20 protein-coding genes are annotated in these 24,357 nt (G+C 63.3%); 16 read left to right on the top strand and 4 right to left on the bottom strand.

Going from position 1 to position 24,357, the window contains the following annotated elements; translation table 11 throughout:
• Positions 1-301: 301 nt before the first annotated feature.
• The 4 genes from carA to NCR35_RS10835 all read left to right on the top strand — a co-directional run bounded on the left by carA (position 302) and on the right by NCR35_RS10835 (position 5,832).
• Positions 302-1,444 carry a glutamine-hydrolyzing carbamoyl-phosphate synthase small subunit gene (gene carA, locus NCR35_RS10850; RefSeq protein WP_244846887.1) on the top strand — a complete coding sequence of 381 codons (1,143 nt, stop codon included), beginning with the start codon at positions 302-304 and terminating at the stop codon, positions 1,442-1,444.
• 21 nt (positions 1,445-1,465) lie between these two features.
• Complete coding sequence (gene carB / locus NCR35_RS10845; RefSeq protein WP_250534357.1) at positions 1,466-4,720, top strand: carbamoyl-phosphate synthase large subunit; 3,255 nt, start codon at positions 1,466-1,468, stop codon at positions 4,718-4,720.
• 114 nt (positions 4,721-4,834) lie between these two features.
• Complete coding sequence (gene greA / locus NCR35_RS10840) at positions 4,835-5,311, top strand: transcription elongation factor GreA (protein WP_175944399.1); 477 nt, start codon at positions 4,835-4,837, stop codon at positions 5,309-5,311.
• Positions 5,311-5,832 carry a DUF4149 domain-containing protein gene (locus NCR35_RS10835; protein WP_284502945.1) on the top strand — a complete coding sequence of 174 codons (522 nt, stop codon included), beginning with the start codon at positions 5,311-5,313 and terminating at the stop codon, positions 5,830-5,832. The genes greA and NCR35_RS10835 overlap by 1 nt, the downstream gene beginning before the upstream one ends.
• Positions 5,833-5,879: 47 nt before the next feature.
• Here NCR35_RS10835 and NCR35_RS10830 read toward each other — a convergent pair whose 3' ends face one another.
• Complete coding sequence (locus tag NCR35_RS10830) at positions 5,880-6,419, bottom strand: YhbY family RNA-binding protein (protein WP_250534356.1); 540 nt, start codon at positions 6,417-6,419, stop codon at positions 5,880-5,882.
• 374 nt (positions 6,420-6,793) lie between these two features.
• Between NCR35_RS10830 and NCR35_RS10825 the strand changes: the two genes are divergently transcribed.
• From NCR35_RS10825 to phoR, 11 genes are all read left to right on the top strand, one after another.
• Positions 6,794-7,468, top strand: coding sequence for an RlmE family RNA methyltransferase (locus NCR35_RS10825; protein ID WP_250534355.1), 675 nt, complete (start codon positions 6,794-6,796; stop codon positions 7,466-7,468).
• Positions 7,469-7,641: 173 nt separating this feature from the next.
• Complete coding sequence (gene ftsH / locus NCR35_RS10820; RefSeq protein WP_175944393.1) at positions 7,642-9,528, top strand: ATP-dependent zinc metalloprotease FtsH; 1,887 nt, start codon at positions 7,642-7,644, stop codon at positions 9,526-9,528.
• 195 nt (positions 9,529-9,723) lie between these two features.
• Positions 9,724-10,524, top strand: coding sequence for a dihydropteroate synthase (gene folP, locus NCR35_RS10815; protein ID WP_502801671.1), 801 nt, complete (start codon positions 9,724-9,726; stop codon positions 10,522-10,524).
• Between the two features lie 107 nt (positions 10,525-10,631).
• Positions 10,632-11,990 (top strand): phosphoglucosamine mutase, encoded by a 1,359-nt coding sequence (gene glmM / locus NCR35_RS10810; protein ID WP_250534353.1) that lies wholly within the window; start codon positions 10,632-10,634, stop codon positions 11,988-11,990.
• A gap of 206 nt (positions 11,991-12,196) precedes the next feature.
• The gene (gene pstS, locus NCR35_RS10805; RefSeq protein ID WP_250534352.1) at positions 12,197-13,228 is read left to right on the top strand and encodes a phosphate ABC transporter substrate-binding protein PstS; all 1,032 of its coding nucleotides are present in this window, start codon (positions 12,197-12,199) and stop codon (positions 13,226-13,228) included.
• A 172-nt stretch (positions 13,229-13,400) separates the two neighbouring features.
• Positions 13,401-14,384, top strand: a complete 984-nt coding sequence (pstC, locus tag NCR35_RS10800; protein WP_250534351.1) for a phosphate ABC transporter permease PstC — start codon at positions 13,401-13,403, stop codon at positions 14,382-14,384.
• Complete coding sequence (gene pstA / locus NCR35_RS10795) at positions 14,381-15,268, top strand: phosphate ABC transporter permease PstA (protein WP_250534350.1); 888 nt, start codon at positions 14,381-14,383, stop codon at positions 15,266-15,268. Before pstC ends, pstA begins: the two co-directional genes overlap by 4 nt.
• A gap of 15 nt (positions 15,269-15,283) precedes the next feature.
• Positions 15,284-16,159: a phosphate ABC transporter ATP-binding protein PstB gene (gene pstB / locus NCR35_RS10790; RefSeq protein WP_244846880.1), complete on the top strand. Its 876-nt coding sequence runs from the start codon at positions 15,284-15,286 to the stop codon at positions 16,157-16,159.
• Between the two features lie 42 nt (positions 16,160-16,201).
• Positions 16,202-16,906 (top strand): phosphate signaling complex protein PhoU, encoded by a 705-nt coding sequence (gene phoU / locus NCR35_RS10785; RefSeq protein ID WP_250534349.1) that lies wholly within the window; start codon positions 16,202-16,204, stop codon positions 16,904-16,906.
• Positions 16,907-16,946: 40 nt separating this feature from the next.
• Complete coding sequence (gene phoB, locus NCR35_RS10780) at positions 16,947-17,648, top strand: phosphate regulon transcriptional regulator PhoB (RefSeq protein ID WP_159836615.1); 702 nt, start codon at positions 16,947-16,949, stop codon at positions 17,646-17,648.
• A 39-nt stretch (positions 17,649-17,687) separates the two neighbouring features.
• A complete protein-coding gene (phoR, locus tag NCR35_RS10775; protein WP_250534348.1) occupies positions 17,688-19,001 on the top strand; it encodes a phosphate regulon sensor histidine kinase PhoR in 1,314 nt (437 codons plus the stop codon).
• A gap of 36 nt (positions 19,002-19,037) precedes the next feature.
• On the opposite strand, the gene ppk1 is transcribed toward phoR, so the two are convergent.
• Complete coding sequence (gene ppk1 / locus NCR35_RS10770; RefSeq protein WP_250534347.1) at positions 19,038-21,101, bottom strand: polyphosphate kinase 1; 2,064 nt, start codon at positions 21,099-21,101, stop codon at positions 19,038-19,040.
• A gap of 259 nt (positions 21,102-21,360) precedes the next feature.
• Between ppk1 and ppx the strand changes: the two genes are divergently transcribed.
• Positions 21,361-22,869 (top strand): exopolyphosphatase, encoded by a 1,509-nt coding sequence (ppx, locus tag NCR35_RS10765; RefSeq protein ID WP_206466690.1) that lies wholly within the window; start codon positions 21,361-21,363, stop codon positions 22,867-22,869.
• A gap of 15 nt (positions 22,870-22,884) precedes the next feature.
• Here ppx and NCR35_RS10760 read toward each other — a convergent pair whose 3' ends face one another.
• Together NCR35_RS10760 and NCR35_RS10755 are read right to left on the bottom strand one after the other, a co-directional pair.
• Positions 22,885-23,706: a GNAT family N-acetyltransferase gene (locus tag NCR35_RS10760; RefSeq protein WP_250534346.1), complete on the bottom strand. Its 822-nt coding sequence runs from the start codon at positions 23,704-23,706 to the stop codon at positions 22,885-22,887.
• Positions 23,707-23,832: 126 nt separating this feature from the next.
• The gene (locus tag NCR35_RS10755; protein WP_250534345.1) at positions 23,833-24,291 is read right to left on the bottom strand and encodes a SixA phosphatase family protein; all 459 of its coding nucleotides are present in this window, start codon (positions 24,289-24,291) and stop codon (positions 23,833-23,835) included.
• Between the last annotated feature and the right edge of the window lie 66 nt (positions 24,292-24,357).

The following is a 24,357-nucleotide window of genomic DNA, read 5'->3' as shown; positions in this document are numbered from 1 at the left end:
CGAAACGTCTGATTTCACGCTATAATTCGAAGGTTTGAGCATATCAACCCGCACCCTAGCGCCTACCTCCCATACACCGTCGTTCGCTGCGCCTGGCAGCGCGCGCTGCACGTCGCAATCGTCCGCTTGGCAACCTCGTTCGCTTAATGCGAGCTAGCCGGTCCGAGCCGCGATTCCCGGGTTTCCCGCGTGTAAGCCGCCGCCCTCGCGCAAGGATGCCCGCGCTCGCTTCGTGCCGCGGCCCCACGCCTGAATTTCGGACAGACAGGTCGGTAACAGGGTGTTCCCCAAGGAGCTTCCCGTGTTGCCGTCATTCTCCCCAGCACTTCTCGCACTTGCCGACGGCACGGTCTTTCGTGGTCAATCGATCGGCGCCGCAGGTTCGACGATCGGCGAAGTGGTGTTCAACACCGCGATCACCGGCTATCAGGAAATCCTGACCGATCCGAGCTACGCCCGCCAGATCGTCACCCTGACGTATCCGCACATCGGCAACGTCGGCGTCAACGCCGAGGACGTCGAAGCCAGCCGAGTCCATGCCGCCGGCCTCATCATCCGTGATCTGCCGGTGCTCGCCTCGAACTTCCGTTCCGAGCAAACGCTTTCCGATTATCTGAAGGCGCAGGGCATCCCCGCCATTGCGGGCATCGACACGCGCAAGCTCACGCGCATTCTGCGCGACAAGGGCGCGCAGAACGGCTGCATCCTCGCCGGCAGTGACGACGAGGCGAAGGCTCTCGAACTCGCGCGCTCGTTCCCCGGACTCGCGGGCATGGACCTCGCGAAGGTCGTGTCGACCAAAGAGCGTTACGAATGGACGCAGCGCGAATGGCGCCTCGGCAGCGGCTACGGCACGCAGGACGCGCCCAAATTCCGCGTCGTCGCGTTCGACTACGGCGTGAAGTACAACATTCTGCGCATGCTGGCCGAGCGCGGCTGTCACGTGACCGTGCTTCCCGCCGAAGCGACCGCTGCCGACGCGCTGGCGCTCAATCCCGACGGCATCTTCCTGTCCAACGGCCCCGGCGACCCGGAACCGTGCGACTACGCGATCGCCGCCACGCGTGAATTCATCGAGCGCGGCATTCCCACGTTCGGCATCTGCCTCGGGCATCAGATCATGGGGCTCGCCGTCGGCGCCAAGACCACGAAGATGAAGACCGGCCACCACGGCGCGAATCATCCGGTGAAGGACATGGAAGACGGCCGCGTCGTGATCACCTCGCAGAACCACGGCTTCGCGGTGGATGCCGCGACGCTCCCCGCGAACGCCAAGGTCACGCACGTCTCGCTTTTCGACGGCACGCTGCAAGGCTTCGCGCTGACCGACAAGCCCGCGTTCTGCTTCCAGGGCCATCCGGAAGCGTCGCCCGGCCCGCACGACATCGCGTATCTGTTCGACCGCTTCATCAAGCTGATGGAGACGGCGAAGGTCGCCGCATAAAGAACACCACAGAGCACAGTTATGCCGAAGCGCACAGACATCAAGAGCATTCTCATCATCGGCGCGGGCCCGATCATCATCGGTCAGGCGTGCGAGTTCGACTATTCCGGCGCGCAGGCGTGCAAGGCGCTGCGCGAGGAAGGCTACAAGGTCATTCTCGTCAACAGCAATCCCGCGACGATCATGACCGACCCGAACACGGCGGACGTCACCTACATCGAGCCGATCTCGTGGGAAGTGGTCGAGCGCATCATCGCGAAGGAGCGCCCGGACGCGATCCTGCCGACCATGGGCGGGCAGACTGCGCTCAATTGCGCGCTCGACCTGTTCCATCACGGCGTGCTGGAGAAGTACAACGTCGAGCTGATCGGCGCATCGCCGGAAGCCATCGACAAGGCGGAAGACCGCCAGAAGTTCAAGGACGCGATGACGAAGATCGGCCTCGGTTCGGCCAAGTCGGGCATCGCGCATTCGATGGAAGAGGCACTCGCCGTGCAGGCGCAGATCGCCGAAGCGACCGGCAGCGGCGGTTATCCGACCGTCATCCGGCCGTCGTTCACGCTCGGCGGATCGGGCGGCGGCATCGCGTACAACAAGGAAGAGTTCGAGGAAATCTGCCGTCGCGGCCTCGATCTTTCGCCGACGCGCGAGCTCTTGATCGAAGAATCGCTGCTCGGCTGGAAAGAGTACGAGATGGAAGTGGTCCGCGATAAGAAGGACAACTGCATCATCGTGTGCTCGATCGAAAACCTCGATCCGATGGGCGTGCACACCGGCGACTCCATCACCGTCGCGCCCGCGCAGACGCTCACCGACAAGGAGTATCAGGTGCTGCGCAACGCGTCGCTCGCGGTGCTGCGCGAGATTGGCGTGGACACGGGCGGCTCGAACGTGCAGTTCGCGATCAATCCGAAGGACGGCCGCATGGTCGTCATCGAGATGAATCCGCGTGTGTCGCGCTCATCCGCCTTGGCATCAAAGGCGACGGGCTTCCCGATCGCCAAGGTCGCCGCGAAGCTCGCCTGCGGCTACACGCTCGACGAGCTCAAGAACGAAATCACCGGCGGGCAGACGCCGGCATCGTTCGAGCCGACCATCGACTATGTCGTGACGAAGGTGCCGCGCTTCGCGTTCGAGAAGTTCCGCGAAGCCGATTCGCGTCTCACGACGCAGATGAAGTCGGTCGGCGAGGTGATGGCCATCGGCCGCACATTCCAGGAGTCGTTCCAGAAGGCGCTGCGCGGTCTGGAAGTCGGCGTGGACGGTCTCGACGAGAAGACCACGAGCCGCGACGAAGTGATCCGCGAGATCGGCGAGCCGGGCCCGGACCGCATCTGGTATCTCGGCGACGCGTTCCGTCTCGGCCTCACGCCCGAGGAAATCTTCGAGGAAACGTCGATCGATCCGTGGTTCCTCGCGCAGATCGAACAGATCGTGCTGAAGGAAAAGGCGCTGCAAGGCCGCACGCTCGAAAGCCTCACAAGTGACGAACTGCTGTATCTGAAAAAGAGCGGCTTCTCGGATCGGCGTCTCGCGAAGCTCACGGGCTCGACGCAAGCCGACGTGCGCAAGAAGCGCCATGAGCTGAAGGTGCGTCCGGTGTACAAGCGCGTCGATACGTGCGCGGCCGAATTCGCGACGAAGACCGCCTACATGTACTCGACCTACGAGGAAGAGTGCGAAGCGAATCCGACGGACAAGAAGAAGATCATGGTGCTCGGCGGCGGGCCGAACCGGATCGGGCAGGGCATCGAGTTCGACTACTGCTGCGTTCACGCCGCGCTCGCCATGCGCGAAGACGGCTATGAAACCATCATGGTCAACTGCAATCCGGAGACCGTGTCCACGGACTACGACACCTCCGACCGCCTCTACTTCGAATCGCTCACGCTCGAAGACGTGCTCGAAGTCGTCGATCTCGAAAAGCCGGTCGGCGTGATCGTGCAGTACGGCGGCCAGACGCCGCTCAAGCTCGCGCTGGACCTGGAGGCGAACGGCGTGCCGATCATCGGTACGTCGCCGGACATGATCGACGCCGCCGAAGACCGCGAACGCTTCCAGAAGCTGCTGAAGGATCTCGACTTGCGTCAGCCGCCGAACCGCACCGCGCGCACCGAAGACGAAGCGCTGAAGCTCGCCGAAGAGATCGGCTATCCGCTCGTCGTGCGTCCTTCGTACGTGCTGGGCGGCCGCGCGATGGAAATCGTGCACGAGCCGCGCGACCTCGAACGTTACATGCGCGAGGCCGTGAAGGTGTCGAACGATTCGCCGGTGCTGCTCGACCGCTTCCTGAACGACGCGATCGAATGCGACGTCGACTGCATCTCGGACGGCGAAGCCGTGTTCATCGGCGGCGTGATGGAGCACATCGAGCAGGCGGGCGTGCATTCGGGCGATTCGGCCTGTTCGCTGCCGCCGTATTCGCTGTCGGATGCGACCGTCGACGAGCTGAAGCGTCAAACCGCAGCGATGGCCAAGGCGCTGAACGTCGTCGGCCTGATGAACGTGCAATTCGCCATCCAGCAGGTTCCGCAGGAAGACGGCTCGAAGAAGGACGTCATCTACGTGCTGGAAGTGAACCCGCGCGCATCGCGCACGGTGCCGTATGTGTCGAAGGCGACGAGCCTGCCGCTCGCGAAGCTCGCCGCGCGCGCCATGGTCGGTCAGACGCTCGCGCAGCAGGGCGTGACGAAGGAAGTCGTGCCGCCGTACTTCAGCGTGAAGGAAGCGGTGTTCCCGTTCGTCAAGTTCCCGACCGTCGATCCGGTTCTCGGACCGGAAATGCGTTCGACCGGCGAAGTGATGGGCGTGGGCCGCACGTTCGGCGAGGCGCTCTTCAAGTCGCAACTCGCGGCCGGTTCGCGCTTGCCGGAATCGGGCACGGTGCTTCTCACGGTGATGGACGCGGACAAGCCGAAGGCGGTCGAAGTGGCGAGCATGCTGCACGAGCTCGGCTATCCGATCGTCGCGACCAAGGGCACGGCAGCGGCCATCGCGGCGGCGGGCGTGCCGGTCAAGGTCGTCAACAAGGTGAAGGACGGCCGGCCGCATATCGTCGACATGATCAAGAACGGCGAGATCGCGCTCGTCTTCACGACGGTCGATGAAACCCGCGCGGCGATCGCTGATTCGCGTTCGATTCGCATGAGCGCGCAGGCCAACAAGGTCACGTACTACACGACGATGTCGGGCGCGCGTGCCGCCGTGGAAGGCCTGCGTTATCTGCGCGATTTGGAAGTCTATGATTTACAAGGCCTGCATGCTCGCCTAAACTAAGGCTTCGACGACTGGTCTAAGTAACACGAGCCGCGGTTGAGCGGTATCTCCTCATACGGGAGATGCGCTAACCGCGGTAATTTTTTTACGGCTGTTTTTTGCTTTGGGTTGTCTATGAGCACGATTCCCTTGACCAAGCGCGGCGCGGAGTTGCTGCGCGACGAATTGCAACGCCTGAAGGCTGTCGAGCGTCCGGCGGTCATCAACGCGATCGCGGAAGCGCGCGCGCAGGGCGATCTGTCTGAGAACGCAGAATACGATGCCGCGAAGGAGAAGCAGGGCTTCATCGAGGGCCGGATCGCCGAACTCGAATCGAAGCTGGCCGCGGCGCAAGTGATCGACCCGACGACCGTGGATGCCGACGGCCGCGTGGTGTTCGGCGCGACCGTCGAACTGGAAGACCTGGAATCCGGCGACACCGTGACGTATCAGATCGTCGGCGACGACGAAGCGGATATCGATCACGGCCTGATTTCGGTGAGCTCGCCGATTGCGCGCGCGCTGATTTCGAAGTCCGAAGGCGACGTCGCGTCGGTGCAGGCGCCGGGCGGCGCGCGCGAATACGAAATCATCGCTGTCCGTTACGTCTGATGGTCATCGCGCACCGCGTTTTTCGCATCGTCAGCATGCTCTGGGTCGGCAGCCTGCTGACGCTCGGCCTCGTTGCCACGCCCGTTCTCTTTTCCATGCTGGATTCTGCCGTGGCCGGATCGGTGGCCGCGCAGTACTTCAGAATCGAGGCGTTCGTCGGCGTCGTCAGCGCGCTGGTTCTGATTTTGATCGGCAATCGCTTCGTGAAAAGCGGTATCGCCGACTATAAGCGCGTGCGGTGGATTGTCGCGGTCATGCTGGTGTGCGTGCTCGCCGGTTACTTCGCGTTGCAGCCGTTCATGAACTCGCTGCGCATGGCGGCGCAGGCCGCCGGCACCGATCTCGCCAGTTCGCCGTATGCGCGGCAGTTCGGCATTTTGCATGGCATATCGAGCGCCATCTATCTGATCGAATGTCTTCTCGGCATCGCGCTCGTGTGGCGCTTGCCGGGCAGTGCGCCGAGCGCCATCGTGCCGAAGAACAAATCGGCGAAGATGGCGGCCAAGCGGGCGCGAAGCTGATTCGCGCCGTGGCCGCATGCGGCGCGAACGTTCTCGCGCCGCGCTGCTTACTTCGCGGCCTGATGCTGGCGCTTCGAGCTCGTCTGACGCTTCTTCGCGCGCTTCACGTTGCCGCCCGCGGTCACGCGCTCGTTGCCGAGCACCTTGAGCGTCTGCTTCTTCGGCTTCTTGAACGCCGGCGCATCGCGCGAAATCTTGACGGCCTTGACGATGCGCGGCGCGCGGCCCTTCGAAGGACGCTCGACGGCTTCGGCCGCGCTCGGCGGCATGGTGCTGCGCGTGCGCGTTCCGCGGCTCTTGGCCGGCGCGGCGCCTTCGGGCCTCCAGATGACCAGCAGCTTGCCGATATGCTGGATAGGCGCTGCGTTCAGGCGGTCGCAGATTTCGTCGTAGATGGCGATGCGCGCTTCGCGGTCGTCGCCGAACACGCGAATCTTGATGAGCTGGTGCGCTTCGAGGTGCACGCCGATTTCGCTCAGCACGGCATCCGTCAAACCCTCCGCGCCGACGAGCACGACGGGCTTGAGCGCATGGGCCTGGGAGCGCAGGTCGGAGCGTTGGGCAGGAGAGAGTTCGAGAGCTGGCATGAGAAATTGGGGAGTCGACTAAAATAGGGCGGCGCGGGCCTGACGGCGTGCCAGACGCGTAATGCGAAGTGCGAAGAAGCCGGCAAGACGGCCGGGTTCGGCCGGCCGAGGTGGACCGCCGCCAAAAACAAAATAGGCCGGAGACGCGATTGCCGGGCGCATTCGGGCGCCCGCGGAAACGTTCCGGCCGACAAGACGCGTATTATCCGCTAAAAGCGCCGCATGTTGCTGCAAGTTTTCGCGCACGCAACGGCAAGCAACGACACGCAGGGGCACGCAGGGGCACGCAAGCCCGAGACCACGCATCGGCGCGCGTTGCTCGCGCCACCGAAACACCTTCCACGCCGCACGAACGCGGCATGAGTTCAGCTTGAATGGCAAAGAATCGCTTCAATCATTCGTGGTTGCATGACCACATCAACGATCCGTACGTGAAGATGGCGCAGCGCGAGGGCTATCGGGCCCGCGCGGCGTACAAGCTCAAGGAGATCGACGAGCAGGACAAGCTCATCAAGCCGGGGCAGGTCATCGTCGATCTGGGTTCGACGCCCGGAAGCTGGAGCCAGTACGCGCGCAACAAGCTCGCGCAGGGTTCGAAGCGCGACGCCCAGCGCGAGGGCGGCATCGACGGCACGATCATCGCGCTCGATATTCTGCCGATGGAGCCGATCGCGGACGTGACGTTCATCCAGGGCGACTTCCGCGAAGACACGGTGCTCGCGCAACTGGACGAAATCGTCGGTGAGCGCCAAGTGGACCTTGTAATCTCCGACATGGCCCCCAACCTCTCCGGAGTAGCGAGTGCGGATGCGGCGCGGATCGAGCATCTTTGCGACCTGGCGCTGGAATTCGCTCAAAACCACCTGAAACCCGAAGGGGCGCTGCTGGTCAAATGTTTTCATGGCAGCGGCTATAGCCAGATCGTCGAGAAATTCAAGCACCAGTTCAAAGTGGTCGCGCCGCGCAAGCCCAAGGCGTCCCGGGACAAATCGTCCGAGACTTTTATCCTCGGGCGGCGGCTCAAAAATCCGGCTGCAGGACCCGCTTAAACGATGTCGGCGAATTTCAGCGATATTTTCGCGGATTATGCCGAAAAAAGACCATCTAACGCTATTTAGGCGGTAGTGAAACCTTATGGCAGGGGTTAGCGGTCTGGATTAGAATGCTTTGGTGGCGCCGCAAGGTTTATGTAGGCGCCCGTCTATGAGTGAGGAGTGGTGCTTTGAACAACAATATGTTCTCTAAAGCGGCAGTGTGGCTCGTGATCGCACTGGTGCTGTTTACGGTGTTCAAGCAGTTCGATAAGCCCCGCGTCCAGGAAGGCGTGTCGTATTCGCAGTTCATGGACGACGCGAAGAACGGCAAGGTCAAGAACGTCACGGTTCAGGGGCGCAATCTCACGGTCACTCCGACAGACGGCCAGAAGTACCAGATCGTGTCGCCCGGCGACATCTGGATGGTCGGCGATCTGATGAAATACGGCGTTCAGGTCAGCGGCAAGGCTGACGATGAACCGAATGCGCTCGTCTCCGCGCTGTACTACCTTGGGCCGACGATCCTGATCATCGGTTTCTGGTTCTACATGATGCGGCAGATGCAGGGAGGCGGCAAAGGCGGGGCGTTCTCGTTCGGCAAGTCGCGAGCGCGGCTGATCGACGAAAACAACAACGCGATCAACTTCACGGACGTGGCCGGCTGCGACGAAGCCAAGGAAGAGGTGTCGGAACTGGTGGACTTCCTGCGCGATCCGCAGAAGTTCCAGAAGCTCGGCGGGCGCATTCCGCGCGGCGTGCTGCTGGTCGGCCCTCCGGGTACCGGTAAGACGCTTCTGGCGCGCGCCATCGCGGGCGAAGCCAAGGTGCCGTTCTTCAGCATTTCGGGTTCTGACTTCGTGGAAATGTTCGTCGGCGTGGGCGCGGCCCGCGTGCGCGACATGTTCGAGCAGGCCAAGAAGCATGCGCCGTGTATCGTGTTCATCGACGAAATCGACGCGGTCGGTCGTCATCGCGGCGCCGGCATGGGCGGCGGCAACGACGAGCGCGAGCAGACGCTGAACCAGATGCTCGTCGAAATGGACGGCTTTGAGGCGAATTCCGGCGTGATCGTGATCGCCGCGACGAACCGTTCGGACGTGCTCGACAAGGCGCTCTTGCGTCCGGGCCGTTTTGACCGGCAGGTGTACGTCGGTCTGCCGGACATCCGCGGCCGCGAGCACATCATGAAGGTGCATCTGCGCAAGGTGCCGATTGCGAACGACGTGGACGCATCGGTCATCGCGCGCGGCACGCCGGGCTTCTCGGGTGCGGATCTCGCGAACCTCGTGAACGAAGCCGCGCTCTTTGCGGCGCGTCGCGGCAAGCGGATCGTCGAAATGCAGGACTTCGAGGACGCGAAGGACAAGATCTTCATGGGTCCGGAGCGCAAGTCGGCGGTCATGCGCGAAGAGGAACGCCGCAACACGGCGTACCACGAGTCGGGCCACGCGGTCGTCGCCAAGCTGTTGCCGCACGCGGACCCGGTTCACAAGGTCACGATCATGCCGCGCGGCTGGGCGCTGGGCGTCACGTGGCAGTTGCCGGAGCATGATCGCGTGAACCTGTATCGCGACAAGATGCTGGAAGAAATCGCGATTCTGTTCGGCGGCCGTGCAGCGGAAGAAGTGTTCCTGAACTCGATGTCGACCGGTGCTTCGAACGACTTCGAGCGCGCAACGAAGATGGCGCGCGACATGGTCACGCGTTACGGCATGTCCGACGTGCTCGGCACCATGGTGTACGTCGACACGGAACCGGACGGCATGTTCGGCAAGCTCGCGTCGAAGACGGTTTCGGAAGCGACGCTGCAAAAGGTCGATGCTGAAATCCGCCGCATTCTCGACGAGCAGTACGCGCTTGCGCGCAAGCTGCTGGAAGACAACCGCGAGAAGGTCGAAGCCATGACCAAGGCGCTGCTCGAATGGGAAACCATCGACGCAGACCAGATCAGCGACATCATGGCCGGCCGTCCGCCGCGTCCGCCGAAGAACATGCCGCCGCCGTCGGGCGATTCGCCTTCGAGCGGCAATAGCGGCACCGAAGTGAAGCCGGGCAGCGCAACCGCGCCGGCCTAAGCTTCCCGAGTCGTATCATGGGCCGGCGTGCAATGCACGCCGGCCCATTTTTATTTTCAGGCCCGCGTTCTGCCGGGTCGAACGCCCAGTCACTCGCTCTCGCCCATTCGCTTGACCACACTCACATCCTCCCCCGTCCTCGCCGAGCCGCTGCAATGCGGACGATTCACGCTGACGTTCGAACGTCCGCTCGTCATGGGCATCCTGAACGTCACGCCCGACTCGTTTTCTGACGGCGGCCGCTTCCTTTCCCGCGACGCGGCGCTGGCGCGCGCCGAGCAGATGCTTGCCGACGGCGCGGACATGATCGACATCGGTGGCGAATCGACTCGACCGGGCGCGCCGCCCGTCCCGCTCGACGAAGAGCTCGAACGCGTCGTCCCGATTGTCGAAGCATTGCGCGGCGTGCAGGTTCCGCTTTCGGTCGATACCTACAAGCCCGCCGTGATGCGCGCCGCGCTCGAAGCGGGCGCGGACATGATCAATGACATCTGGGGGCTGCGTCAGGACGGCGCACTGGACGCTGTGAAGGACAGCAACTGCGGACTGTGCGTAATGCACATGCTCGGCGAGCCCCGCACGATGCAACTGCACGAACCGGTCTACGACGACGTCGTCGCGTCGGTGCGAGACTTCTTCGCCGAGCGGCTCGCCGCGTTCACGGCGGCGGGCATTGCGGCGAATCGCATCACATTCGATCCCGGCTACGGCTTCGGCAAAACCGTCGGGCATAATTACACGCTACTTGCCGAACTCGCGGCAACGCTGCCAACCGGCACGCATCGCGCGCTGCTGGCCGGCATGTCGCGCAAATCGATGCTCGGTGCCGTCACCGGTCGCAGCGCGGGCGAGCGCGTGTTCGCGAGCATCGCGGCGGCGGTGTGCGCTGCCGAACGTGGCGCGGCCATCATCCGTGTGCACGATGTGGCCGAGACCGTAGACGCATTGAAAGTTTGGCAAGCCACCGGGCAGGCGGCGCGTCGCGCGCACGATTGACGCGCTCGCGTCGCAGCACTGCGGCGAAGGCGCTCGCGCTCGCAGCTTTCCAACGAACAACGCGGATCAGAACAGGCGCCGTAATCCGCGAGGAGGGTCAGGCAACAATGGCAAGACGATATTTCGGAACGGACGGCATTCGCGGACGCGTCGGCGCGGCCCCGATCACGCCGGACTTCGTGCTCAGGCTAGGCTACGCGGCCGGCAAGGTGCTCGCGGGCGGCGACCGGTCGCTACAGAAGGGCAACCGGCCGACGGTGCTCATCGGCAAGGACACGCGCGTGTCCGGCTACATGCTCGAAGCGGCGCTCGAGTCCGGCTTCTCGGCAGCCGGCGTCGACGTGATGCTCGCCGGTCCCATGCCCACGCCCGGCGTCGCCTATCTGACGCGCGCACTGCGGCTGTCGGCGGGCGTCGTCATCAGCGCGTCGCACAATCCCTACGAGGACAACGGCATCAAGTTCTTCTCCGCCGATGGCAACAAGCTGCCCGACGAAGTCGAACACGAGATCGAGGCGCAACTCGAACAGCCGATGGACTGCGCGCCGTCCGAACGGCTCGGCAAGGCGCGCCGCCTCGACGACGCGGGCGGCCGTTACATCGAATTCTGCAAGAGCACGTTCCCCGCGAGCTTCGACTTGCGCGGCCTGAAGCTGGTGGTCGACTGCGCGCACGGCGCGGCGTACGACGTCGCGCCGCACGTGTTCCACGAACTCGGCGCGGAAGTGGTGCCGATCGGCGTGTCGCCGAACGGCTTCAATATCAACGATGGCGTCGGCGCGACGGCCCCGGATGCGCTCGTGCGCGCGGTGAAGGAGCATGGCGCGGATATCGGCATTGCGCTGGATGGCGACGCGGACCGTTTGCAGATCGTCGATTCGGCCGGGCGCCTCTATAACGGCGACGAGCTGCTTTACGTGCTGGTGAAGGACCGCATTGCGACGCACGGCAACGTGGAAGGCGCGGTCGGCACGCTGATGACGAACATGGCGGTCGAAGTCGCGCTGAAGGAGGCCGGCGTGCAGTTTGTCCGTGCGGCGGTCGGCGACCGCTACGTGCTCGAAAAGCTGCGCGAGCACGGCTGGCAGCTCGGCGCGGAAGGTTCGGGCCACATTTTGTCGCTGGACCGGCACTCGACGGGCGACGGCATCGTCTCGGCGCTTCTCGTGCTCGCGGCGCTCAAGCGCAGCGGCAAGACGCTCGCCGAACTGCTCGACGGCGTGAGCCTGTTCCCGCAGAAGCTGATCAACGTGCGCATGAAAGCGGGCGCGGACTGGAAGAACAGTGACGCGATCCGCCGCGCCGTCGAGCAAGCCGAGCATTCCCTCGAATCGCGCGGCCGGGTCTTGATCCGCGCGTCGGGAACGGAACCGGTGTTGCGCGTGATGGTGGAAGCCGCCGCGCAGGCAGACGCCGTCCGGCACGCGGAAACGATTGCGCAGGTCGTGAAGGACGTGACTTCGTAAGCGTTCGCAGAAAAACGCGTATGTCGCTAAAGCGGGCTTCGGCCCGCTTTTTTCTTGCCCGTTGGCAGCCTGACGAATGAACGCTCGGTCGACTTTCCGTTTGAAAGTCGGCTGTCACATCCCCTTAACCGAGAGTCACATTACTGTCACAGAGACTGCCTATATTTCGCGTGTCGTCCCACACGCTATTCAACCCTGGAGGTCTCATGAAATTGATGCACACCGCGCTCGCTGGCGTAATTGGCGCAATGCTGGCCATCTCTGCGCAAGCGGCCGATATCACCGGCGCGGGCAGTACCTTCGCAGCTCCGATCTACACCAAGTGGGCAGATGCCTATCAGAAGAGCGGCGGCGGCAAGGTCAACTATCAGGGCATCGGCTCGTCGGGCGGCATCAAGCAAATCATCGCGAAGACGGTGGATTTCGCGGGCTCGGACGCTCCGCTGAAAGATGACGAGCTCGCGAAAGACGGCCTCTTCCAGTTCCCGACGGTCGTCGGCGGCGTGGTGCCGGTCATCAACGTGCCGGGCGTGAAAGCGGGCGAACTGACGCTGTCGGGCCAGGTGCTCGGCGACATCTACCTCGGCAAGATCAAGAAGTGGAACGACCCGGCTATCGCCGCGCTGAACCCGAAGGTCAAGCTGCCGGACACCGACATCGCCGTGGTGCGCCGCGCCGACGGCTCGGGCACGAGCTTCATCTGGACGAATTATCTGTCGAAGGTCAACGCCGACTGGAAGTCGAAGGTGGGCGAGGGTTCGACGGTCAACTGGCCGACGGGAACGGGCGGCAAGGGTAACGACGGCGTAGCGGCGTTCGTGCAGCGTCTGCCGGGCGCAATCGGCTATGTCGAGTGGGCGTACGCGAAGCAGAACCACATGACCTACGTCGGCCTCAAGAATTCGGCGGGCACGGTCGTGGAGCCGAAGACGGAGACGTTCAAGGCGGCGGCTGCGGGCGCGGACTGGTCGAAGTCGTTCTATCAGATCCTGACGAACGAGCCGGGCAAGGACGCATGGCCGATCGTCGGCGCGACCTTCGTGCTGCTGCATTCGACGCAGGACAAGGCGGCGCAGGGCGCGGAAACGCTCAAGTTCTTCGACTGGGCGTTCAAGAACGGCGGCCAGGCTGCGAACGACCTCGACTACATCTCGCTGCCGGAATCGGTCGTGTCGGAAATCCGCACGCAATGGAAGGCGAAGGTCAAGGACAGCGCGGGCAAGCCGGTCGCAGAGTAATAGCCAAGAAGTATCGCAGTCACACAAGCTGAAACTGTCCTAAGCTGAAGCGGCGGACAGTCAAAGCAGAGGAAGCAAAGAAGCAGTAAAGAAGCAGTAACGAAGCAGCAACAAGCCGCGCGGCGATCGAAAGGTTGCCGCGCGTCTGACACGTAGCGTAACCAAGGCTCCCATGTCGGACATCAATTTAGCGTCGGCACCGCCGGCGGCGCAATCGCAGCGCGCGCCGAGCCGTATCGGCGACATCATTTTCGGCGGCATCACGCGGCTCGCAGCCGTCGTGACGCTGCTCCTGCTTGGCGGCATCATCGTCTCGCTGATCATTGCGTCGATGCCGACCATCGAGAAATTCGGCCTCAGCTTTCTCTGGCGCGCGGAGTGGGATCCGCCCAGCGAGAGCTTCGGCGCGCTCGTGCCCATCTACGGCACCATCGCCACCTCGATCATCGCGCTCATCATTGCGGTGCCGGTGAGCTTCGGCATCGCGCTCTTTCTGACGGAACTGTCGCCGACGTGGCTGCGCCGGCCGCTCGGCGTCGCCATCGAACTGCTCGCGGCGATTCCGTCGATCGTCTACGGCATGTGGGGTCTGCTCGTATTCGCGCCGATCTTCGCGACGTACTTCGAAAAGCCGCTCGGCGCGGTGCTCGGCGGCGTGCCGCTTATCGGCGCGTTGTTTCAGGGACCGCCCATCGGCATCGGCATTCTGTGCGCGGGCGTCATTCTCGCCATCATGATCATTCCGTACATCGCGTCCGTGATGCGCGACGTGTTCGAAGTCACGCCCGTGCTGCTGAAGGAATCGGCGTACGGCATCGGCTGCACGACGTGGGAAGTGATGTGGAAGATCGTGTTGCCGTACACGCGCGCCGGCGTGATCGGCGGCGTCATGCTCGGTCTCGGCCGCGCGCTCGGCGAGACCATGGCGGTGACCTTCGTGATCGGCAACACCAATCTGCTCGACAACGTGTCGCTCTTTTCGCCGGGCAACAGCATCACCTCCGCGCTCGCGAACGAATTCGCGGAAGCGAGCCCCGGCCTGCATACGTCCGCGCTCATGGAGCTGGGCCTGATTCTGTTCGTCATCACGTTCATCGTGCTCGCGCTTTCGAAGCTGCTCTTGATGCGCATGCAGCGCGCGGAGGGTGCAAAGTGAGCCGTCCCGCAACCTTCAATCAGGATCAAGAGCGCACGGTCGCCACGCGCACGAAGCTGCAACGCCGCCGCCGCGGCACCAACGCGATCGCGCTGACGCTTTCGCTCGCGGCCATGGCGTTCGGCCTTATCTGGCTCGTGTGGATTCTCTTCACGACGCTGAAGCTCGGCGTCTCGGGCCTCTCCGTCGAGCTTTTCACGCAGTCGACGCCTCCGCCGAACACCGATGGCGGCGGTCTCGCCAACGCGATCGTCGGCAGTCTCATGCTCGTCGTGCTCGCAACGTGCATCGGCACGCCGCTCGGCATTCTCGCGGGCGTCTATCTCGCGGAATACGGGCAGAAGCGCTGGCTCGCGAACGTGACGCGCTTCATCAACGACATTCTGTTGTCCGCGCCGTCCATCGTCGTCGGTCTCTTCGTGTATGCGCTCGTCGTCGCGAAGATGGGGCGTTTCTCGGGCTGGGCCGGCGTGATCGCGCTGGGACTCTTGCAGATTCCCATCGTCATCCGCACGACGGAAAACATGCTGAACCTCGTGCCCAACGCGCTGCGCGAGGCGGCCTTCGCGCTCGGCACGCCGAAGTGGAAGATGGTGATGTCGATCACGCTGAAGGCGTCGGTTGGCGGCATCGTGACGGGCGTGCTGCTGGCGGTTGCGCGCATCGCAGGCGAGACCGCGCCGCTGCTGTTCACTGCGCTGTCGAACCAGTTCTTCACGCTCGACATGAATCAGCCGGTGGCGAACTTGCCGGTGACGATCTACAAGTTCGCGATGAGCCCGTTCCCGCAATGGCAAACGCTCGCGTGGGCCGGCGTGTTCCTGATTACGCTCGGCGTGCTGGGTCTGAATATCCTGGCGCGCGCGATTTTCTCGAAGAAATAAGGGTGGAGTGATTCCATGAACATGGTCGAAAGTGGTGTCAGCCACCTGAATTCGAAGACTGAAGACAAGCCGGTGGAGCGCGGTCCCGCGCCGGGCAGCGTACGTCCGACGCATGGTTCGCAGCCTGCGGATTCCATCAAGCCGAAGATCGAGGTGAACAACCTCAACTTCTTCTACAACAAGTATCACGCGCTGAAGAACATCAACTTGCGCATTCCAGAGAAGAAAGTGACCGCGTTCATCGGTCCTTCGGGATGCGGCAAGTCCACGCTCTTGCGCACGTTCAACAAGATGTACGCGCTCTATCCGGAGCAGCGCGCGGAAGGCGAGATCCTGATGGACGGCGCCAATCTGCTCGACACGACGAAGGACATCTCGCTCTTGCGCGCGCGCGTCGGCATGGTGTTCCAGAAGCCGACGCCATTCCCGATGTCGATCTACGACAACATCGCGTTCGGCGTGAAGATGTTCGAGCAACTGTCGCGCTCGGAAATGGACGACCGCGTGGAATGGGCGCTCACGAAGGCCGCGCTCTGGACCGAAGTGAAGGACAAGCTCACGCAAAGCGGCTACGGTCTTTCGGGCGGCCAGCAGCAGCGGCTGTGCATCGCGCGCGGCATCGCCATCCGGCCGGAAGTGCTGCTGCTCGACGAACCGTGCTCGGCGCTCGATCCGATCTCGACCGGCCGTATCGAAGAACTGATCGCGGAGCTGAAGAGCGACTACACGGTCGTGATCGTCACGCACAACATGCAGCAGGCCGCGCGCTGCTCGGACTACACTGCCTATATGTACCTCGGTGAATTGATCGAATTCGGCGACACGGAAAAGATCTTCATCAAGCCGGCCCGCAAGGAAACGGAAGACTACATCACGGGCCGCTTTGGCTGATCGGCCGGTCAGCCAACGAACAAAGGACTACAGGAGCAGAACATGTCCGATAAACATCTGTCGAGCCAGTTCGACGCCGATCTGAACGCGGTGTCCTCGAAAGTGCTGGAAATGGGCGGTCTCGTCGAGTCGCAGATCACCGCGGCGATGCAGGCGCTGAACGAATTCGACGTGCAGATCGCCGATCGCGTGATCGCGGCGGAAGCGCGCCTGAACACGATGGAAGTGGAAATCGACGAGGAGTGCAGCAACATCATTGCGCGCCGTCAGCCGGCCGCGCGCGACCTGCGTCTGCTCATGGCGATCTCGAAGACCATCACGAATCTCGAACGCGCCGGCGACGAAGCCGAGAAGATCGCGAAGCGCGTGAAGCGCATCAACGAAGACGGCGCGGGCCGCACGGTGAACATCGCGGAAATCAAGCTCTCGGGCGAGATGGCCGTGTCGATTCTGCGCCGCGCGCTCGATGCGTTCGCGCGTCTCGATACGGTCGCCGCCGCGCAGATCGTGCGCGACGACAAGGCCATCGACGAAGAATTCCGCGCCTTCGTGCGCAAGCTCGTGACCTACATGATGGAAGACCCGCGCACCATTTCGGCGGGACTCGATTATCTCTTCATCGCGAAAGCGGTCGAGCGTATCGGCGATCACGCGAAGAACATCGCCGAGTTCATCATCTACATCGTGAAGGGCACGGACGTGCGCCACATCTCGCGCGACCAGCTCGAACGCGAGGCGCTCAGTTAATCCAACGATTCACTTCAAGCAAAAAGGTCAAGAGGTGCCGATGCCCAGCAGTATCCTCGTCGTCGAAGACGAACCCGCGATCTCCGAGCTGATCTCGGTGAATCTGCAACATGCGGGACATTGCCCGATTCGCGCCTATAACGCGGAGCAGGCGCAAAACCTGATCAGCGACGTGCTGCCCGACCTCGTGCTGCTCGACTGGATGCTGCCCGCGAAGTCCGGCATCGCGTTCGCGCGCGAGCTGCGCAACAACGAGCGCACGAAGCACATTCCGATCATCATGCTCACCGCGCGCGGCGACGAGCAGGACAAGGTGCTCGGGCTCGAAATCGGCGCGGATGATTACGTGACCAAGCCGTTCTCGCCGAAGGAACTGATGGCGCGCATCAAGGCGGTGCTGCGCCGGCGCGCGCCGCAGTTGACGGAAGACGTCGTCGCGATCAACGGCCTGCGTCTCGATCCGGCGACGCATCGCGTGGCGGCGAATCATTCGGGCAACGACATCAAGCTCGATCTCGGGCCGACGGAGTTCCGCCTGCTGCATTTCTTCATGACGCATCCGGAGCGCGTGCACAGCCGCACGCAGCTGCTCGATCAGGTCTGGGGGGATCACGTGTTCGTCGAGGAGCGCACGGTCGATGTGCATATCAAGCGTCTGCGCGCCGCGCTCAAGCCCGCAGGCTGCGATGCTATGATCGAAACGGTACGCGGCAGCGGCTATCGGCTCGCGAAGGGCGCCTGAGCCCGCGCGCATCTTCGCCTTCTTCGATCTCCCGACAACATGAACATCATCTGGACGCGTTCCATCGTGTCCCTCGCGCTCCTCGCGGTGCTGTGCGCCGCGATCGGCGCAATCGCGGGCGTGCGAGTAGCGCTCGCGGTCGCCGTCGTCATGCTCGTCGTGCAGAGCTTCGTGAGCACGTATCACACGCAGCGGCTGTGGCGTCTCCTGGACGCGCCGGTGTACGGCCAGGTGCCGAGCGCGCTCGGCATCTGGGGCGAGATCTATTACCGCCTGCACAAGCTCGCCAAACGCTGGCACGCGCAGGTGCGTCAGGTCGAGCAGCAGCATTCGCGCTTCATTCAGGCGATTCAGGCATCGCCGAACGGCGTGGCGATGCTGGACGATCACGACCAGATCGAATGGTGCAACGCCATCGCGGAGAAGCACTTCGGGCTGGACGCGAAGCGCGATCTGCGGCAGCACATCACGCATCTCGTGCGTCATCCGGATTTCATCCGCTATCTGAATTCGCACCGCTACGAAGAGATGCTCATCATGCGGGGCATGGGCGCGAACCGGCAGCGCAGTGTCTCGGTGCAGGTGTTTCCGTACGGCGAGAATCGCAAGCTTATCCTCACGCAAGACATTACCGAACTCGAGCGCACCGATTCCATGCGCCGCGATTTCGTCGCGAACGTCTCGCACGAACTGAAGACGCCGCTCACCGTGCTCTCCGGCTTTCTCGAAACGATGCGCGAATTGCCGCTCGACGAAGCCGACCGCGCGCGTTATCTCGACATGATGAATCAGCAGGCGATGCGCATGCAGAACATCGTGCGCGATCTGCTCGTGCTGGCCAATCTCGAAGGCGATGTCCATCCGCCCGGCGACGAATTGCTCGACATGCGCGCGGTGCTGCGTCATCTGGAAGACGACGCGAACAGTCTTTCGGGCGGGCGTCATCGCATCCACTTCCATAACGACGACGCGCTGACCGTGGCGGGCGCGGAAACCGAACTGGTGAGCGCGCTCGGCAATCTCGTGACCAACGCGGTGCGCTACACGCCCGATGGCGGCAGCATCGACGTGTCATGGGAGCGCGTGGACGATCGCGCGGTCTTCACCGTGCGCGACAGCGGCCTCGGCATTCCGGCGGAGCATATTCCGCGCTTGACGGAGCGTTTCTATCGCGTGGACCGGAGCCGTTCGCGAGATACGGGCGGCACTGGGCTCGGGCTTGCCATCGTCAAGCATGTGCTGCAACGGCATCATGCCGATCTCGACGTGAAAAGCGAAGTAGGGCGGGGCAGCACGTTCATCGTGCGCTTTCCCGCGTCGCGCACGGCATTGCGCAAGTCCGTGGCGGCTTGAATTCGCACGGCGCGTTGCGCGCCGTGTCTTCAGGAATCACGAACAGAACTTCGCGAGCAGTCCCAACTGTGCATTGCGCAGCGCCTTGCCTGAACGGCGCTTGCGATAATGCCCGTCGCTTTGCATGACCCACGCCGACTGGTTGTCGCCGAGACACACGGACAGACCTTCGGCGATCACGCGACGCTTGAGACGCCTGTCACGGATCGGGAACGCCACTTCGACGCGGCGAAAGAAGTTGCGATCCATCCAGTCGGCGCTCGACAGATACACGTCTTCCTTGCCGTTCGCATAGAAATAGAAGATGCGGTGATGTTCGAGGAAACGCCCGACGATCGAGCGCACCGTGATGTTCTCCGACAGATCTTCGACGCCCGGCTTCAGCGAACACACGCCGCGCACGATCAGGTCGATCTTCACGCCCGCATGCGATGCCTCGTAGAGCGCCGCGATCACGGTCGGTTCGAGCAGCGCGTTCATCTTCGCGACGATGCGCGCCCGCCGTCCCGCGCGCGCATGTTCGGCTTCGGCGCGAATCGCTTCGATCAGCTTCGTATGCAGCGTGAACGGCGACTGCCATAGCTGATGCAGCGCAAGCTCGCCGCCGATGCCCGTCAACTGCTGAAAGACGTGATGCACGTCTTCGCACATTTGCTGATCGGCGGTCATGAGGCCGAAGTCGGTATAAAGACGCGCCGTGCGCGGATGATAGTTGCCGGTGCCAAGATGCGCGTAACGCTTGAGCACGGTCTTGCCGCCTTGCGATACGCGGCGCACGATCAGCATCATCTTGGCGTGACACTTGTGGCCGACCACGCCGTACACGACATGCGCGCCCACCGCTTCGAGCTGCGACGCCCAGTTGATGTTCGTTTCTTCGTCGAAGCGCGCGAGCAGTTCCACCACCACGGTCACTTCCTTGCCGTTGCGCGCGGCCTGCATGAGCGCGTCCATCAGCGGGGAATCGGTGCCGGTGCGGTAGATGGTCTGCTTGATCGCCACCACTTGCGGATCCTTGGCCGCTTGCAGCAGCAGTTCCAGCACGGGCTGAAAGCTCTCGTACGGATGATGCAGCAGGATATCGCCCTGATCGATGGCATCGAAGAGATTGGTCGTATTTGCAATCGACTTCGGCACCGACGGAATGTGCGGCACGAACTTGAGGTCCGGCCGGTCCACCATTTCGGGCAACTGCATGAGCCGCACGAGATTGACCGGTCCGTTCACGCGATAGCAGTCGCGCGGATTGAGCTGGCTTTCGTCGAGCAGACGGCGAATGAGATGCGGCGGCGTTTCCGCGGATACTTCGAGCCGCACCGCGTTGCCCAGATGGCGCGCGGGCAGTTCGCCCTGCAACGCGACGCGCAGATTCGTGATTTCGTCTTCGTCGACGAAAAGCTCGCTATTGCGCGTGATGCGAAACTGATTGCAGTTGCGCACCGTCAGATGCGGAAAGAGTTCGCTCACGAAGTGCTGCATGAAAGAACTCAGCAGCACGAAACCATGCGGATAACCCGAGAGCGCCTCCGGCATGCGCACGAGGCGCGGCAACGCGCGCGGCGCCTGCACGATGCCCATCATCGCCTGACGGCCGAACGCGTCGGTGCCTTCGAGTTCGACGACGAAGTTCAGGCTCTTGTTCAGCACGCGCGGAAAAGGGTGCGCGGGATCGAGCCCGATCGGCGTCAGCACCGGCAGCAGTTCGTTCTGGAAGTATTCGCGCGCCCACGCGGTCTGCTGTTCGGTCCACGTCTCCGCGCCATGAAAATAAATTCCTTCCATTTCGAGCGCGGGCAATACTGTCTCGTGCAGCATCGCGTATTGTTGATGCACGAGGCGTTGCGCGCGTTCGGAGACGAGATCGTAGACGTGTTGCAGCGACATGCCGTCCGGCGAGAGCGTGCCGGGGTTGTCGCGCATCTGCTCCTGAAGACCGGCCATGCGGACTTCGAAAAATTCGTCGAGATTGCTGCTCGTAATGCAGATAAAGCGCAGACGTTCGAGCAGCGGCACCGATGTGTCGGCGGCTTGCGCCAGTACCCGCTCGTTGAAACCCAGGATGCCTAGTTCACGGTTGAAGAGCGGATAACGTATGGACATCGGCTGGGCGTAAGGTGTCTCGATCGGAAGGGCAGAAAAGCGTTCGGATGATCTCACACTAGGATGTCTTTATTGTGACAGAACGATTTTCACAAATTCTACTCACATTGCGGATAGCGTCGCTAGCGGGCGCGCGCGTTCGCGCTTCTGTTCCGTTTTCCGATGTTCGCGCCGGCATGAAATAGAATTCGTGTCTCTGTCGGCAGCGTGTCGATGACACCGGTTGCGCTTTCTCACCTCACCGTTTCCCGGATATCCGATGGTCACTCATCCTCATCTTCTCGCCGCCGTCGACCTCGGATCGAACAGTTTCCGGCTGATCGTCGGCCGGGTCGAGGAAACGCCCGCGGGCAGCCAGATCTATCAGGTCGATGCGTTGCGCGAGCCGGTGCGTCTCGCCGCCGGTCTCTCGAAAGACAAGATGCTCGACCGCGCGTCGCAGTTGCGCGGCTGGGATGCGCTCAAGCGTTTCGGGGAGCGTCTGCGCGACTTCCACCCGGATCAGGTGCGCGCGGTCGCCACCAACACGCTGCGCGTCGCAAAAAACGCGCACGACTTTCTGATCGAAGCCGAAATAGCGTTGGGGTTTCCGATCGAAGTGATCGCGGGCCGCGAGGAAGCGCGCCTCATCTATGCGGGCGCGGCGCATTCCGTGCCGGCGAGTGCGGGCAAGCGGCTCGTCGTGGATATCGGCGGCGGATCGACGGAGTTCATCATCGGCGCGCATTACACGCCGATCCACATGGAGAGCCTTTACATCGGCTGCGTGAGCCACAGCCGCCAGTTCTTCCCGGCCGGCAACGTCGACGAATACACGATGCGTCAGGCCGAACTCGCCGCCAAGCGCGAGATTCAGATCATCTCGCGCGAATACAAGCAGACCGGCTGGGATCAGGCGATCGGCTCGTCGGGCACGGCGCGGGCGCTCGCCGAACTGGTCGAAGCGAACGGCTTCAACGATCCCGAGTACACGCACGGCATCTCGCGCGGCGGGCTGGAACGGCTGAAGCGCGCGCTCATCAAGGCGGAGAACGTGAACCGGCTGAAGCTCGTCGCGCTGAAGCCGGACCGCATTCCGGTGCTCGCGGGCGGGCTTTCCATCATGCTCGGCGTGTTCGAGGAACTGGGGATCGAATACGTCGATACGACCGACGCCGCGCTGCGTCTCGGCGTGCTGTACGACCTGCTCGGCCGCTCGCAGCATCAGGACATGCGCACGGTGACGGTCGAGGGCTTCAAGCGCCGTTACGGCGTCGATGCCGCGCAGGCCGAGCGCATCGGCAATCTGGCGATCAGCTTCTACGATCAGCTCGGCGAGCCGGACGGCGAGCGCAGCGCGGAGAACCGCATGTTTCTCGCGTGGGCGGCGTCGCTGCACGAGATCGGCTTGTCGATCGCGCACAGCGCGTATCACAAGCATTCGGCGTATATCGCGAGCAATGCCGACATGCCCGGCTTCTCGCGCACGGATCAGGCGCGGCTCGCGGCGCTCGTGCTCGGTCACGCGGGCAAGCTCGGCAAGCTCGCGCAGGCGCGCGGCGTCGACTGGACGCTGCTGTTCTGCCTGCGGCTCGCCGCGCTTCTGTCGCGCCGCCGCACGGATGTCGGGCTGCCCGGCATCGAGGTAAAAGCCGCGGGCGGCGGCTTCGAAGTGCGTTTGCCGAGCGAGTGGGTCACGAACAATCCGCTGACCGACTACAGCCTCGCGCAGGAAGCGATGGAATGGGAAAAGATCGGGCGGCCGTATCGCGTGATTTACACGGATTGAGCATCCTCCCGACGCTTAACGTCCCGCATCGCCCATGAAGTGCCGCGCGTAACGCGCGTTGATGTCGGAGAGGCGGAAGAGCGTCAGAAAATCCGCCGTGTTGAAGTCCGGGTCCCACGCCGGCGCGCCGCAAATCTTCGCGCCGAGGCGCAGATAGCCTTTGACAAGCGGCGGCGGGCTCACCGCGACGCCCGTGCGCAGTTCCTCGACCGGCAGCGGCGTATGCGCGAACGCGCGGTACTCATGCGCGGTGAGCGCGTCGGCGGGTAGCGAAGCGTACAGATTCGCCGCATAGTGACCGCCATCGTTCATGCCGACGCTCGCGCAGCCGAGCATCGTCTCATAGCCGTTCTGCATCATGTACGTGGCGAGCCCGCCCCACAGCGACATGATGACCGCGCCGTTGCGATAGTCCGGATGCACGCAAGAGCGGCCCACTTCGACGAGCTTCGGACGCAGATGCGTGAGACGCGACACGTCGAATTCGCTTTCCGCGTAGAGCCGGCCCATGCGCGCCGCCTGATGCGGCGGCAACACGCGATACGTGCCGACCACTTTCAGCGTATCGAGATCGCGCACGAGCAGGTGATCGCAATAGGCGTCGAACGCGTCGACGTCCAGCCCGGCGGGGCCCGACAGACGCGCGCCCATTTCCTCGGCGAACACGCGGTAGCGCAGACGCTGGGCTTCACGCAGCGCGTCGTCGGAGCGCGCCCACGCCACCTGCAAGCGGTGCTGACCGGCGACGGTCTCGGCCGTGCGCGGAAGGTGGCGGCGCGAATCGAGCGAGAGCGATGACGCTCCGAAGGGCAGGAAAGGCGTCGGCAGATCGTGCATTGGCATTCCTCGGCGGAAAGGTGACTAACTTTCCGCCAATGTAAGGATGCCGGGTGACGCTCGCATGGCTTGGCAGTGACGTTTCGATGAAACGACACACGCCCCGGCGACATGCGTTTTCGACGCCTAAAGCAAGTCCGGACACATCACCGCGCGCACCACGACTTGCCCGTCGCCGCCGCGCGAGCGGCCCTGAAACCACCACACGCCGCTTTTCTTGATGGACCAATCCGCTTCGTGTCCGGTCAGAAGCCGTGCGGCCACGCGCCCGAGCGTCGGTTGATGCCCGATCACGACGACCGTTTCGCTCGCGCCATCGGGCCAGCCGGCGGCGTCGAGCACGTGCTGCGCGGTCTTGCCGGGCGCGAGATCGTCCACCACGCGATAGCGGTCGCCGAACGCCTCGGCGGTCTGGATCGTGCGCGTCGCGGGACTCGCGAGGAACAGGGCGTCGTCGTCGATGCGCGCTCTCAGCCACTTCGCGATGCCTTGCGCCTGCTTGCGTCCCCGCGAGGTGAGCTGACGCGCCAGGTCGCTCGACGCCTGGTCTTCGGCTTCGGCGTGACGCCAGAGGATGAGGTTCATCGATCGTCTCCAGAAGGAATGGCCGGGTTTTTGACGTTGCCTAGAACGTTGCGTGCCCGCTCTTTG

Source organism: Caballeronia sp. AZ10_KS36, assembly GCF_023631105.1.
In the GTDB taxonomy this organism is placed as follows: Bacteria; Pseudomonadota; Gammaproteobacteria; order Burkholderiales; family Burkholderiaceae; genus Caballeronia.
This window is presented reverse-complemented; position numbering and strand designations above follow the sequence as displayed.

Coding starts and splice junctions, on each gene's coding strand:
- ppx (WP_206466690.1), top strand. CDS start 21,361: ATGGTCACTCATCCTCATCTTCTCGCCGCCGTCGACCTCGGATCGAAC.
- NCR35_RS10755 (WP_250534345.1), bottom strand. CDS start 24,291: ATGAACCTCATCCTCTGGCGTCACGCCGAAGCCGAAGACCAGGCGTCG.
- folP (WP_502801671.1), top strand. CDS start 9,724: ATGGGCATCCTGAACGTCACGCCCGACTCGTTTTCTGACGGCGGCCGC.
- NCR35_RS10835 (WP_284502945.1), top strand. CDS start 5,311: ATGGTCATCGCGCACCGCGTTTTTCGCATCGTCAGCATGCTCTGGGTC.
- ppk1 (WP_250534347.1), bottom strand. CDS start 21,101: ATGTCCATACGTTATCCGCTCTTCAACCGTGAACTAGGCATCCTGGGT.
- NCR35_RS10830 (WP_250534356.1), bottom strand. CDS start 6,419: ATGCCAGCTCTCGAACTCTCTCCTGCCCAACGCTCCGACCTGCGCTCC.
- NCR35_RS10760 (WP_250534346.1), bottom strand. CDS start 23,706: ATGCACGATCTGCCGACGCCTTTCCTGCCCTTCGGAGCGTCATCGCTC.
- greA (WP_175944399.1), top strand. CDS start 4,835: ATGAGCACGATTCCCTTGACCAAGCGCGGCGCGGAGTTGCTGCGCGAC.
- pstB (WP_244846880.1), top strand. CDS start 15,284: ATGAACATGGTCGAAAGTGGTGTCAGCCACCTGAATTCGAAGACTGAA.
- pstS (WP_250534352.1), top strand. CDS start 12,197: ATGAAATTGATGCACACCGCGCTCGCTGGCGTAATTGGCGCAATGCTG.
- phoB (WP_159836615.1), top strand. CDS start 16,947: ATGCCCAGCAGTATCCTCGTCGTCGAAGACGAACCCGCGATCTCCGAG.
- NCR35_RS10825 (WP_250534355.1), top strand. CDS start 6,794: ATGGCAAAGAATCGCTTCAATCATTCGTGGTTGCATGACCACATCAAC.
- pstC (WP_250534351.1), top strand. CDS start 13,401: ATGTCGGACATCAATTTAGCGTCGGCACCGCCGGCGGCGCAATCGCAG.
- phoU (WP_250534349.1), top strand. CDS start 16,202: ATGTCCGATAAACATCTGTCGAGCCAGTTCGACGCCGATCTGAACGCG.
- glmM (WP_250534353.1), top strand. CDS start 10,632: ATGGCAAGACGATATTTCGGAACGGACGGCATTCGCGGACGCGTCGGC.
- phoR (WP_250534348.1), top strand. CDS start 17,688: ATGAACATCATCTGGACGCGTTCCATCGTGTCCCTCGCGCTCCTCGCG.
- carB (WP_250534357.1), top strand. CDS start 1,466: ATGCCGAAGCGCACAGACATCAAGAGCATTCTCATCATCGGCGCGGGC.